At 69.1% G+C, this 12879-nt stretch carries 7 protein-coding genes; 4 read left to right on the top strand and 3 right to left on the bottom strand.

What is annotated here, in order from left to right; genetic code table 11:
- The first annotated feature begins 16 nt into the window (after nucleotides 1-16).
- The 3 genes from ACIQI8_RS07210 to ACIQI8_RS07200 all read left to right on the top strand — a co-directional run bounded on the left by ACIQI8_RS07210 (nucleotide 17) and on the right by ACIQI8_RS07200 (nucleotide 8678).
- Nucleotides 17-2803, top strand: coding sequence for a carbohydrate-binding protein (locus ACIQI8_RS07210; protein WP_402345763.1), 2787 nt, complete (start codon nucleotides 17-19; stop codon nucleotides 2801-2803).
- A 236-nt stretch (nucleotides 2804-3039) separates the two neighbouring features.
- Nucleotides 3040-6600, top strand: coding sequence for a choice-of-anchor D domain-containing protein (locus ACIQI8_RS07205; protein WP_402345761.1), 3561 nt, complete (start codon nucleotides 3040-3042; stop codon nucleotides 6598-6600).
- Nucleotides 6601-6704: 104 nt separating this feature from the next.
- Nucleotides 6705-8678, top strand: a complete 1974-nt coding sequence (locus ACIQI8_RS07200) for a discoidin domain-containing protein (protein WP_402345758.1) — start codon at nucleotides 6705-6707, stop codon at nucleotides 8676-8678.
- Nucleotides 8679-8726: 48 nt separating this feature from the next.
- On the opposite strand, the gene ACIQI8_RS07195 is transcribed toward ACIQI8_RS07200, so the two are convergent.
- Nucleotides 8727-9887 (bottom strand): magnesium and cobalt transport protein CorA, encoded by a 1161-nt coding sequence (locus ACIQI8_RS07195; protein ID WP_402345756.1) that lies wholly within the window; start codon nucleotides 9885-9887, stop codon nucleotides 8727-8729.
- Nucleotides 9888-10084: 197 nt separating this feature from the next.
- On the opposite strand from ACIQI8_RS07195, the gene ACIQI8_RS07190 reads away from it, so the two are divergent.
- Nucleotides 10085-11203 (top strand): winged helix DNA-binding domain-containing protein, encoded by a 1119-nt coding sequence (locus ACIQI8_RS07190; protein WP_402345754.1) that lies wholly within the window; start codon nucleotides 10085-10087, stop codon nucleotides 11201-11203.
- A 17-nt stretch (nucleotides 11204-11220) separates the two neighbouring features.
- Here ACIQI8_RS07190 and ACIQI8_RS07185 read toward each other — a convergent pair whose 3' ends face one another.
- Nucleotides 11221-11868, bottom strand: coding sequence for a LysE family translocator (locus tag ACIQI8_RS07185; RefSeq protein WP_402345752.1), 648 nt, complete (start codon nucleotides 11866-11868; stop codon nucleotides 11221-11223).
- Between the two features lie 175 nt (nucleotides 11869-12043).
- On the bottom strand, nucleotides 12044-12835 hold the full coding sequence (locus tag ACIQI8_RS07180) for a S1 family peptidase (RefSeq protein ID WP_402345750.1): 792 nt from the start codon (nucleotides 12833-12835) through the stop codon (nucleotides 12044-12046).
- Nucleotides 12836-12879 lie beyond the last annotated feature (44 nt).

Below are 12879 nucleotides of genomic sequence, written 5' to 3'. Positions count from 1 at the left end.
CCTGAAGGAGCCCCACATGCTGACGATCCTCAGACCCCGGCGACTGGCGGCGGTCGTCGTCGCCGTCGGCGCGGTCGGCGCGATGTGCGTGTCCGTTCCACCGGCCGTCGCCGCACCCACCACGGGCGCTGCCGCACCCACCGCGGCCGTGGGTGCGACCACGTCGTTCAAGATCTACGAGGCCGAGGCGGGAGTGCCGGCCGGGGGCGCGGCCGTCCGGTCGCTGACCTCGGCGCCGACGACCCAGTACTCGAGCGCGAGCCTGGAGGCTTCGGGCCATGCGTACGTCCACCTGGACGGCACGGGCCAGTCGGTGCAGTGGACGAACACCACCGGGCAGCCGATCTCGTTCCTCAACGTCCGCGCGAGCATCCCGGATTCGGCGTCCGGCGGCGGCATCACCGGAACGCTGGACCTGTACGTCAACGGGGTGTTCCGGCAGGCGCTGAACCTCAACTCGAAGCAGACCTGGGTGTACGAGGGCAACGGCAACTACAACACGAGCGACAACCAGAACCCGGCCGACGGCGACCCGAGGGTCTTCTGGGACGAGTCGCACACCTTCGTCACCGGCGCCCCGATCCCGGCGGGCGCCACGTTCTCGCTGCGCAAGGACGCCGCCAACAGCGCGTCCTTCTACGACGTGGACTCCGTCGACGTGGAGAACCCGCCGGCGCCGCAGGCGCAGCCGGCGAACTCGATCTCGATCACGAGCTGCGGCGCGGTGGCGTCCAGCGCCCCGACCAACGGCGCGGCCGACAGCCAGGCCGTGGACAGCCGGGCCGCCATCCAGACCTGCATCGACCAAGCTCAGACGCAGGGCAGGATCCTGTGGATCCCGCAGGGCACCTTCTACGTGAAGGGCACCGCCGGACTGAACGCGCAGGGCATCACCATCGCGGGCGCGGGCCTCTGGTACAGCACGATCTACCGAGACGTCCCGGTCCCCAACACCACACCACTGGCCGCCCTGTTCGACCTGACGTCCTGCACGGTGCGCAACTTCCACATCGACGCCAACGCCGTCAGCCGGAGCACCATCGGCGGGGACGGCGGCGCGATGGACACCACCGGCACCGACTGGCTGGCCGAGGGCATCTGGACCCAGCACACCATGTCCGGCTTCTGGGCCTCCGGTACTGGTGGGACGGTGAAGAACAGCAGGCTGACCTCGATCTGGGCGGACGGGATCAACGTCAACAACGTCTCGCTGAACGCGGATACAGGCAACGACCTGACGGTCACCAACAACTTCGTACGCGGTACGGGCGACGACGCGATCGCCATCAACTCGGTGAACTACAACACCAACGGTGACGGCTCACAGACCTTCTACCACCCGATGACCAATGTCACCGTCAGTGACAACACCTCGATCGCGCCCTGGGGCGGCAAGGGCGTCGGGATCTACGGAGGCAGCGGTCACCAGGTCAGGAACAACTACATCAGCGACACGGCCCGTTACATCGGTCTGGGCGCCGGGCGCTTCGGAGTCAACGGCAGCGACCTGCTGTCCGCGACCGTGACCGGCAACACCGTGGTCCGCTCCGGCGGCAACGCCTACAGCCAGGGCCAGCCCGCCCTGCACATCGGCAACGGCGGCGACGGCCAGAACACCGGGATCGTCGACAAGGTCACGGTGACCGGCAACACCGTCAACGACTCCCTCTACGACGGGATCGCCTTCTCCACCTCGACCAACACCCTGCTCCAGGACAACACGGTCAACGCCCCGGGCCGCAACGGCATCGCGATCTCACCGTCGTTCTATCCGGCGCCCACCGGCTCCGCGACGATCACCGGCAACACGGTCACCGGGCTCACCGCCGGTGCCTCGGCCTTCGTCAACAACTCCACCGGATTCACCGCCACGTTGAGTGACAACCACTGGCCGCCGCCCGCTCCCGAGGCCCCTTACGGCGGCACCCCGGCCGCCGTGCCCGGCACGGTGCAGGCGGAGAACTACGACACCGGCGGCCAGGGGGTCGCGTACAACGTCACCTCCGTCAACGGCAACGCCAACTCCTACCGCGCCGACGGCATCGACCTGGACAACACCTCGGACACCGGCGGCGGTTACAACCTGGGCTGGACCGGCGCCGGACAGTGGTTCCGCTACACCGTCGACGTCGCCACGGCCGGCACCTACACCCTCGACCTGCGCGTCGCGGTCCCGACCGCGGCGCCCGGGGCACTGCATCTGTCGGACGCCTCCGGTACGAACCTCACCGGACCGGTGGACCTGCCCGCCACCGGCGACTGGCAGACCTGGGGCACCGCGACCACCCACGTCACCCTGCCCGCCGGCCGACAGATCCTGACCCTCCATCAGGACACCGGCGGCTGGAACATCAACTACCTGAGTTTCACCGGGAGTACCGACACTCCCGCGACCAATCTCGCCGCAGGCAGACCCACCAGCGAGTCCAGTCACACCGACGTCTACCCGTCCTCGAACGTGACGGACGGCAACCAGGGTTCCTACTGGGAAAGCGCCAACCACAGGTTCCCGCAGTGGGTCCAGGTCGATCTCGGCGCGGCCCGCAGCGCCTCGCGTGTGGTTCTGCAACTGCCCACCACCTGGGGCGCCCGCAGTCAGACCCTCACTCTCGCGGGCAGCACCGACGGCACCACCTTCACCACCCTGAAGCCCTCGGCCGCCTACGCCTTCGACCCGAGCACCAAGAACACGGTCACGCTCACCTTCCCCGCCACCGCTCAGCGCTACTACCGCGTCACCGTCACGGCCAACAACGGGTGGCCCGCCGGCCAGGTCTCGGAGTTCCAGATCTGGGCCGCCTGACCCCACGCTCCCCACGGTGCCGCCGGACGCTGCGTCCGGCGGCACCGCCATGCGCGCGGACGCCTTAGATCTTGCAGGCCGCATTTTTATTTGTTGCAGAGTTCTGTCTTGTTATTGCGTGATCATGCCAACGATATTACGGTCCCCCATGCATCGTCACCAACCCCCTGCCTCCCCTCCCTCCCTGGCGGCGCTAGCGGGACATTTTCGGCATTTGGTTACGTAAGGAGTGGCACGTGTTCCATTCCATCCGAGATCTGAGACGCGTCCTCGTCTGGGCGGTGAGCACCGTGATGCTGGCCGCCGTCGGCGTCGTCGTGCTGACCGTCCAGCCCGCCCTGGCGGCGTCCACCGCCACCGGCGGCAGCGGCGCGAGCCTGCCCTACGTCGAGGTGCAGGCGGAGAACTCCGACACCAACGGCTCCGACATCGGCCCGAGTTACACCCAGGGCCAGCTGGCCGACGAGGCGTCGTACCGCAAGGCGACGACGCTGCAGGGCACCGGCAAGTACGTCACCTTCACCACGCCGGTGGCGACCAACTCGATCAACTTCCGCTACAGCATCCCCGACACCTCGAACGGCTCGGTGTACACCGCCGCGCTGTCGCTGTACGTCAACAACGTCAAGCAGCCCGACTTCACCCTGACCAACGCCTACAGCTGGTACTACGGCAGCTACCCCTTCACCAACACCCCGGGCAGCAACCCGCACCACTTCTACGACGAGGCCCACCGCCTCTTCTCCACCACGTATCCGGCGGGCACGACCTTCAAGCTGCAGGTCGACGCGGGGAACACCGCCTCCTCGTACACGATCGACTTCGCCGACTTCGAGCAGGTCGGCGCCGCCCTGACCGCGCCCTCGGGGGCGGTGTCGGTGACCAGCAAGGGCGCCGACCCCACCGGTGTGGCCGACGCGACCAGCGCCTTCAACGCCGCGATCAGCTCGGCGGGCCCCGGCGGCACGGTGTGGATCCCGCCGGGCAGCTACAACATCCCCGGCCACATCAGCGTCAACAACGTCACGATCGCCGGCGCCGGCATGTGGTACTCGACCGTCATCGGCACGGCCCCCGGCTTCTACGGTAACTCCGCGCCCAACGCGAGCACCGGTGTGCGCCTGCAGAACTTCGCGATCTTCGGCAACGTGCAGGAACGCGACGACAGCGCGCAGGTCAACGGCATCGGCGGCGCGATGAGCGACTCGACCGTCTCCAACCTGTGGATCGACCACATGAAGGTCGGCGCCTGGATGGACGGTCCGATGGACGGGCTGACCTTCACCGGTCTGCGCATCCGGGACACCACCGCGGACGGCATCAACTTCCACGGCGGCGTCACCAACTCGAAGGTGACCAACAGCGACATCCGCAACACCGGCGACGACGGCATCGCCACCTGGGCGGACGCCGCCATCGGCGCCGACGCCAACGACACGATCTCCAACAACACCGTGTCCCTGCAGATCCTCGCCAACGCCATCGCGATCTACGGCGGCCACGACAACACCGTCAGCGGCAACCGCGTGGTCGACACCGGCATCGCCCAGGGCGGCGGCATCCACGTGGGGCAGCGCTTCACGTCGACACCGGTCGGCCTCACCACGATCTCCGACAACACCATGATCCGGGCCGGCAGCCTCGACCCCAACTGGCAGTTCGGCGTGGGCGCGTTGTGGTTCGACGGCAGCCAGGGCGCGATCAACGGCCCGATCAACGTGACCAACGCGCTGATCCAGCAGAGTCCCTACGAAGCCGTCCAGTGGGTCGAAGGAACCATCAGCGGCGTCAACCTCAACAACGTGACCATCGCCGGCACCGGCACGTTCGCCCTCCAGGAACAGACCGGCGGCGCGGCGAAGTTCACCAACGTCACGGCGACCGGCGTCGGTTACTCCTCCCCGGTCTACAACTGCTCGGGCGGCAACTTCGTCGTCACCGACGGCGGCGGCAACTCCGGCATCGGCGGCACCCCGTACTGCGGCGGATGGCCGGCCCCGGTCTTCCCGCCCTATCCGCCCGAAGGCGTGACGGCCACCCCCGGCGCGCTCAACTTCGGTTCCGTGGCGACCGGTTCGACGAGCGCCGCGCAGACCGTGACGGTCTCCAACCCGACCAACGCGGCCGCGTCCGTGTCGTCGGTCTCCACCAGCGGCGACTACTCCCAGACCAACACGTGCGGTTCGTCGATCCCGGCGAACGGCTCGTGCACCGTCAGCGTGAAGTTCGCGCCGACGGCGACCGGCAGCCGTAACGGATCGCTGACCGTCAACGCGGGCGGCACCACCAACACGGTCAGCCTGTCCGGTACCGGCACCGCGCCGGGCCCGGTGCTGAACACCGACCCGTCGAGCGTCTCCTTCCCGGCCACGGTGGTCGGCTCGTCGGCCGGCACGCAGACGGTGACGGTGACCAACTCGGGCACCGCGTCGGCGAGCGTCTCGGCCGTCGCCGCGAGCGGTGACTTCAGCCAGACCAACAACTGCTCCACCCTCGCGGTCGGCGCCTCCTGCACGGTCACCGTCGGCTTCAAGCCCACCACGGGCGGCACCCGGGGCGGCACGCTGACCGTCACCAGCAACGCCAACAACAGCCCGACCACCGTCTCCCTGACCGGCAGCGGTATCGACAGCACCACCAACATCGCCGCCGGGCGTCCTGCGACGGCGAGTTCGGGCAACAGCCCGTACGTCGCGTCCAACCTCACCGACCCGGACGCCTCGACGTACTGGGAGGGCACCAACGGTTCGTTCCCGCAGTGGGCCCAGGTCGACCTCGGCCAGAACTACAGCGTCGGCAAGGTCGTGCTGAAGCTCCCGCCCGCGACCGCGTGGTCGGCCCGCACCGAGACCCTGTCGGTACAGGGATCCACGGACGGCTCCAGCTTCTCCACCATCAAGGCCTCGGCCGGGTACACCTTCGACCCCAACTCCAACAACAACACGGCGACCATCACGTTCAGCGCCGCCACGGCGAGATACGTACGGGTGAACATCACCGCCAACACGGGCTGGAACGCTGCCCAGTTGTCGGACCTGGAGGTCTTCCCCAGCGGCGGCGGCTCCTCGCCGGCGACCCTGTCGGCCGACCCGACGTCCCTGTCGTATCCCACCCAGGCGCTCAACACCGACAGCAGCGCGCGGACGGTGACGGTGACCAACACCGGTACCGCCGCCGCGACCGTCTCCGGCGTCACCGTCACGGGCGACTTCTCGCAGACCAACACCTGCGGTACGTCGATCGCGGCGGGCGCCTCCTGCACGGTGAACGTCACGTTCAGGCCCACCGCGTCCGGCACCCGCACCGGTGATCTCACCATCGCGAGCAACGCGTCGAACGGCACAACCACCGTCGCCCTCACGGGTGTCGGGGCCGGCACGGTGAGCCGGAACCTGGCGGCGGGCGCGGCCACCACCGAGTCCAGCCACACCTCCGTGTACCCGTCGTCGAACGTGACGGACGGCAACCAGGGCACCTACTGGGAGAGCGCCAACAACGCCTTCCCGCAGTGGGTCCAGGTCGACCTCGGCTCCGCGCAGAGCGTCGGCCGCGTGGTCCTCCAACTCCCCGCGGCCTGGGGTGCCCGCAACCAGACGCTGTCCGTCTCGGGCAGCACCGACGGCTCGTCCTTCAACACCCTCAAGTCGTCGGCGACGTACACCTTCGATCCCACCACCAACAACACGGTCACCATCACGTTCACCGCGGCCACCCAGCGCTACGTGCGGGTGAACATCACGGCGAACAACGGCTGGCCGGCGGGTCAGGTCTCGGAGTTCCAGGTCTGGAGCACCTGATCCGACCCGATGGTGCCGCCGAGCGCGAGCGTGAGCGCGCTCGGCGGCACCGACCACCGAAGCGGGGGGCCAAGAGGAGCCAACAAGAGCCCGGAGGAGTGCAGATGGGTGTCACACGCAGGGTGTTCCTGAGGGCCGCGGTCGCGGCCGGCGCGGTGGGAACCGTGGGAGCGGCCGAGACCGTACTCGCCGCGAGCGCGTCCGCGGCCAGTCCGCCGGGCGACGTGGTCGGCAAGATCACCGTCGGCTACCAGGGCTGGTTCGCCTGCATCGGCGACGGCGCGCCCATCAACGGCTGGTGGCACTGGACCCAGAACTGGGGCCAGCCGCCGTCCCCGACCAACACCGGCATCAGCTGCTGGCCCGACGTGCGGGAGTACACCACCACCTACCAGACGTCGTACGCCGCCCTGGGCAACGGGCAGCCGGCCAAGCTGTTCTCCTCCTACGACCAGCAGACCGTGAACACCCACTTCCTGTGGATGCAGCAGAACAACATCGACACCGCGGCCCTGCAACGCTTCAACCCCACCGGCGGCGAGGGCCCCACCCGCGACGCCATGGCGACCAAGGTGCGCAGCGCGGCCGAGTCGTACGGCCGGAAGTTCTACATCATGTACGACGTCTCCAACTGGACGAACATGCAGTCCGAGATCAAGACGGACTGGACGAACAAGATGTCGGCGCACACCGCGAGTCCGGCCTACGCGAGGCAGAACGGCAAGCCGGTCGTCTGCATCTGGGGCTTCGGCTTCAACGACCCCAACCACCCCTTCACCCCCGCCGCCTGTCTCGACGTCGTCAACTGGTTCAAGGGCCAGGGCTGTTACGTCATCGGCGGCGTCCCGCGCGAATGGCGGACCGGCACCGGGGGCTCGCAGCCCGGCTTCCTGGGCGTCTACCACGCGTTCAACATGATCTCGCCGTGGATGGTCGGCGCCATCGGCAACGTGAACGAGGCCGACAACGCGTACAACACGTACACCGTCCCCGACCAGGCGGACTGCAACGCCAACGGCATCGACTTCCAGCCCTGCGTCCTGCCCGGGGACGTCTCGGGACGGCAGCGCGCGCACGGCGACTTCATGTGGCGGCAGTTCTACAACATGGTGCGGGCCGGGGTGCAGGGCATCTACATCTCGATGTTCGACGAGTACAACGAGGGCAACCAGATCGCCAAGACCGCCGAGACGCAGGCGTGGGTGCCCACCAACTCCGGCTTCCTCGCCCTCGACGAGGACGGCACCGCCTGCTCGTCCGACTACTACCTGCGCCTGACCGGGGACGGCGGCCGCATGCTCAAGGGCCAGATCGCGCTGACCGCGACCCGTCCCACCCAGCCGGTGGTTCCCACCGGGGGCGACACCGCACCGCCCACCGCGCCGAGCGCCCTGACGGTCACCGGGCACACCAGCAACTCGGCCTCGCTGAACTGGAATCCGTCGACGGACAACGTCGCCGTGACCGGCTACCGGATCCTCCAGGTGTCCGGGTCGACCAGCACCCAGGTGGGCACGACCGGGTCAACCTCCTTCACTGTCACGGGACTTGGCGCGTCCACCGCGTACACCTTCGCGGTCGTGGCCGTCGACGCCGCGAACAACGTGTCGCAACCGTCCCCCCAGGTCACCGTCACCACCGACCCGCCGTCCGGCACCACCAACCTCGCTCTCCACCGCCCCACTTCGGAGAGCAGCCACACCCAGACCTACGGCTCCGGCAACGCGACCGACGGCGACACCAACACCTACTGGGAGTCCGCCAACAACGCCTTCCCGCAGTGGATCCAGGTCGACCTGGGCGCCGCCACCGGGGTCAAACGGATCGTCCTCAACCTCCCCCCGGCCACCGCCTGGGCCACCCGCACCCAGACCATCTCCGTCCAGGGCGGCACGGACGCCGGCACCTCCACGCAACTGCTCGCCGCGGCGGCGTACACCTTCAACCCGGCATCGGGCAACACCGCGACTCTCACGCTCCCCACCACGACCAGCACCCGGTATGTACGGCTCACGTTCACCGCCAACACCGGTTGGCCGGCGGGTCAGGTCTCGGAGCTGCAGGTGTTCGGCGCCTGATGAGCTCCGGGAGGGAGCGGTCGGGGAACTGAGCGTCACCTCAGGGTTCTAGAGCCAGTCCCGTCGCTTGAAGATCACGTACAGACTCGCGCAGACAACCCCCATCAACCCGATCGCGAAGGGGTATCCGAAGCTCCAGCCCAACTCGGGCATGTGCTCGAAGTTCATCCCGTAGATCGTCCCCACCAGCGTCGGCGCGAACAGGATGGCGGCCCACGAGGAGATCTTCTTGATCTCCTCGTTCTGCTCGAACCCCGCCTCCGCCAACGCCCGCATCTCCGCGTTCTGTTGCTGGGTGACCAGGGTCGCGTTCACCGTGAGGATGTCCTGGAGGGCCTGGCGGAAGCTGTCGACGCGTTCGCTGGTGTGGGTGACGTGGTCGGCGACGTCGCGCAGGTAGCGCTGGAGTTCCTCGTCGGTGTCGTACTTGGAGAAGCCGGCGATCAGGCCGTGCAGCATGCCGACCAGGGGACGGGTGGCGCGCTGGAACTCGACCATCTCGCGGGAGAGTTCGTAGATGCGGCGGGAGACCGCCGGGTCGCCGCGGAAGACCTCGGTCTCGATCTCGTCGATGTCGTTCTGCACGCCGGAGACGACGGGCGCGTAGCCGTCGACGACGGAGTCGAGGATGGCGTAGAGGACCGCCTCGGGGCCGAGCTTCAGCAACTCGGGTGTCTCCTCCATGCGTTGGCGCACCGCCGACAGGTCGGGGGCCGCGCCGTGCCGGACCGTGATCACGAAGTCGGGGCCGACGAACACGTGCAGTTCGCCGAAGTCGACCTCCTCCGGGGCGTCCAGATAGCGGGCGGCCCGCAGGACGACGAAGAGGGTGTCGCCGTAGCGCTCCAGCTTGGGGCGCTGGTGGGCCTCCATCGCGTCCTCGACCGCGAGCGGGTGGAGGTCGAACTCGGCGGCGAGGGAGAGGAGTTCGGCCTCCGTCGGGCGGGCAAGACCGATCCACGCCATGCCGGACGGCTGCTCCCGCAGTTCGCGGAAGGTGTCGGCGAGGGAGTCCGGGGCGGAGACGCGTACGCCGTCGCGGTACAGGGCGGCCTGGACGATGCTGTCCGGCTCGGCCGGGTTCTGGGGCGCCGGTTCGGCCGACGGGGGAGAAGGCTGCGCCTCGGGCGGCTGCGGCGGGGTCAGGGCCCGGCGCCAGGCCGACTTCACCGGGTTCCTGGAGGCGGGACGGGCGCGTCGCTCGGACATACGACTGCCTCTCGGGGTCGAGCCCGCGGCTGCGGGACGCGGGGCCCGGGGCAGGTCGGGCCGGGACGGGACGGGCCGGCACTGGCGTGATCAACCGCAGGATATACGGGGCAAACGGCGCTCGGGTGGCCTGCGGAACCGGATTCGGTGAGAGTTGCGGACCGTAGCTGTCCGCGATGGCCGTTAGCGTGCGGGGTATGACGAAGACGACAGGGACGGCCGCGGCGACGGCTCCCGTGCTCGGCATCCGCGAGCTCAACCGCGCGACCCTCGACCGGCAGCTGCTGCTGCGCCCCGCCCGGCTCGGCGCCGCGGCGGCCGTCGAGCACCTCCTCGGCCTCCAGGCCCAGAACGTCAAGCCGCCGTACTACGCCCTCGCCGCCCGCCTCGACGGGTTCGCCCCCGAGGAGCTCTCCGCGCTGATGGCCGGCCGCGAGGTCGTCCGCATCGTCACCATGCGCTCGACCATCCACACCCACACCGCCGACGACTGCCTCACCCTGCGCCCGCTCGTCCAGGCGGCCCGGGAACGCGAACTCACCATGTTCCGCAAGGGACTTGTCGGCGTCGACCTCGACCGCCTCGCCGCCCTCGCCCGCGACCTCGTCGAGACCGAGCCGCGCACCCTGAAGCAGTTGCGTGAGGCGCTGCTCGTCGAGTGGCCGGACGCCGACCCGCAGGCCCTCGGCATCGCCGCCCGCTGCCGGCTCCCGCTCGTGCAGGTCACCCCGCGCGGACTGTGGGGAAGCAGCGGCCAGGTCGCGCTCACCACCGCCGAGCACTGGCTGGGCCGGCCCGCCGCGCCCGCGCCCGCCCCGGACGCCACCGTGCTGCGCTACCTCGCCGCCTTCGGTCCCGCCTCCGTCAAGGACATGCAGACCTGGGCGGGCCTGACCCGGCTGCGCGAGGTCTTCGAACGCCTCCGCCCGCAGCTCGTCACCTTCCGCGACCCGAACGGCGTCGAGCTGTTCGACCTCCCCGACGCCCCGCGCCCCGACGCGGACACCCCGGCCCCGCCGCGCTTCCTCCCCGAGTTCGACAACCTGCTCCTCTCCCACGCCGACCGCAGCCGTGTCGTACCGCCCGAGTACCGGGGCCGCAGCTGGCTGGGCAACTTCGCCTACTCCACCTTCCTGGTCGACGGCTTCCTCGCGGGCGTGTGGAAGCTGACGGAGGACGCGCTCGTCGTCGAGCCCTTCGGAAAGCTGACCAGGGCCGAGCGGGCGGACGTGGTCGAGGAAGGCGCGCGGATGCTCGGCGTCATGCACCCGGGGACGTCGTACGACATCCGGTTCGGGACCGTCGTAGGACAGTGAACGTGTCTGTGGCGGGCTCAGTCCGCGCGGCCCGTCACCGCCACCGTCACGCCCAGGCCGATCATCGTGAAGCCGCCCGCGCCGCCGATCATGGACAGGCGGCGGTCGGAGCGGGCGAACCAGCCGCGGGCGGCCGAGGCGGTCAGACCCCACAGGGTGTCCGTGACCAGGCCGATCGAGATCGGGATCAGGCCCAGCACCAGCATCTGCAGCGGAACGTGGCCCGCCGAGTGGTCCACGAACTGGGGGAGTACGGCGGCGAAGAACACCACGCCCTTGGGGTTGGTGACCCCGACGAGCGCGCCGTCGAGCACCGTGCGGAGATCGCCGCGGGCCGGCTGGGTGGAGTCGGCCGCCATCGCCGATGCCCTCAGCTCCTTGCGGTGCCGGAAGGCCTGGACACCCAAATAGACGAGATAGGCCGCGCCCGCCAGTTTCACCGCCAGGTAGAGCGTGACCGACCGCTCCACCAGCGAGCCGATGCCCACCGCGACCGCCACGACCAGCAGATACGAGCCGAAGACGTTGCCGACCGCCGTCGCGACGGCGGTGCGGCGGCCGTGTGCCAGGGCCCGTCCGATGACGAACAGGACGCTCGGCCCGGGGATCACGATCACCAGCAGCGACATGGCCGCGAAGGCCAGGAAACGGTCCGTGGACACCATGCGTATCAACTCCCTCGGCCGTCATTGAAACAGGCGGAGGGCAGGCTCCTCTAGGGCCGATCCCAGGGAGATCGAAGTGGATACGGACATGGATAGGGGGCGTTGCGAGCTGCTCGTGGAAGCTCGCAACGCCCCCTGGTATTTCACCTGAGGGGTGCTCAGGAGATCTTCTGGGCTACGAGTTGACCTGCGCGGTCACCAGGCTGGAGAAGGTGGTCAGCCGGGTGTAGACACCCGGGTAACCGGCCTCCGCGCAGCCCTCGCCCCAAGAAGTGATCCCTGCCAGGACGCCCCCGATGAGCAGGGGACCGCCGCTGTCGCCCTGGCAGGTGTCTACGCCGCCGGATGTGTATCCGGCGCAAACCATGTCGGTCGCGACGTAGTCGGAACCGTAGGAGGAGCGGCAGCTGGAGTCGGACACCGTCGGGACGGTCGCGGTCCGCAGCTGGTTGGAGGAGCTGCCGTTCTCCGAGGTGGTGCCCCAGCCGATGATGCGGGCCGTCGTGCCGGCCGCGTACACCCCGGTCTGGGAGGAGGAGACGTATGAGGCCTTGGTGTACGGCATCGACGTCGAGAGGGTCAGAACGGCCACGTCGTCGCCGTTGGTGGCGTCCGTGTAGTCCGGGTTGATCCAGATCTTGCTGACCCGGCTGACCGTGCCGTTGGTGCCGTTCAGGTAGGTGCGGCCGCCGACGACTCTGACGCTGCTGGTGGTCTCGCCGACCATACAGTGGGCCGCCGTGACGACCTTGGTCGCGGATACCAGGGTGCCGCCGCAGAACTGGTTCTGCGAGGCGTCCGTGATCTGCATCATGAACGGGTACGTCGTCGTCGTGGTCGTCGTGCCGCCCACGATGGGCTGGGGGGCTGCCACAGCGGTGGGGGCGCTGAGCAGTGCGGTCGCCGCGGCGGCCGCGGTCGCCGCGAGCACGGCGGCGGTCTTCTTTGCGCGGTTGAGCCCGAACATGAGTCTCCTCAGTGGGGGTTGCCGGTGGGGGTTCGCGCGGGTGT

This window comes from Streptomyces sp. NPDC092369 (assembly GCF_044755245.1).
Classification (GTDB): domain Bacteria; phylum Actinomycetota; class Actinomycetes; order Streptomycetales; family Streptomycetaceae; genus Streptomyces.
Note: the sequence above shows the minus strand (reverse complement) of the source record. Positions and strands in the feature narration are given on the sequence as shown.

What these genes read in the sequence shown, in the direction of transcription:
- ACIQI8_RS07210 (WP_402345763.1), top strand. Translation starts at nt 17, where the DNA reads ATGCTGACGATCCTCAGACCCCGGCGACTGGCGGCGGTCGTCGTCGCC.
- ACIQI8_RS07200 (WP_402345758.1), top strand. Translation starts at nt 6,705, where the DNA reads ATGGGTGTCACACGCAGGGTGTTCCTGAGGGCCGCGGTCGCGGCCGGC.
- ACIQI8_RS07195 (WP_402345756.1), bottom strand. Translation starts at nt 9,887, where the DNA reads ATGTCCGAGCGACGCGCCCGTCCCGCCTCCAGGAACCCGGTGAAGTCG.
- ACIQI8_RS07190 (WP_402345754.1), top strand. Translation starts at nt 10,085, where the DNA reads ATGACGAAGACGACAGGGACGGCCGCGGCGACGGCTCCCGTGCTCGGC.
- ACIQI8_RS07185 (WP_402345752.1), bottom strand. Translation starts at nt 11,868, where the DNA reads ATGGTGTCCACGGACCGTTTCCTGGCCTTCGCGGCCATGTCGCTGCTG.
- ACIQI8_RS07180 (WP_402345750.1), bottom strand. Translation starts at nt 12,835, where the DNA reads ATGTTCGGGCTCAACCGCGCAAAGAAGACCGCCGCCGTGCTCGCGGCG.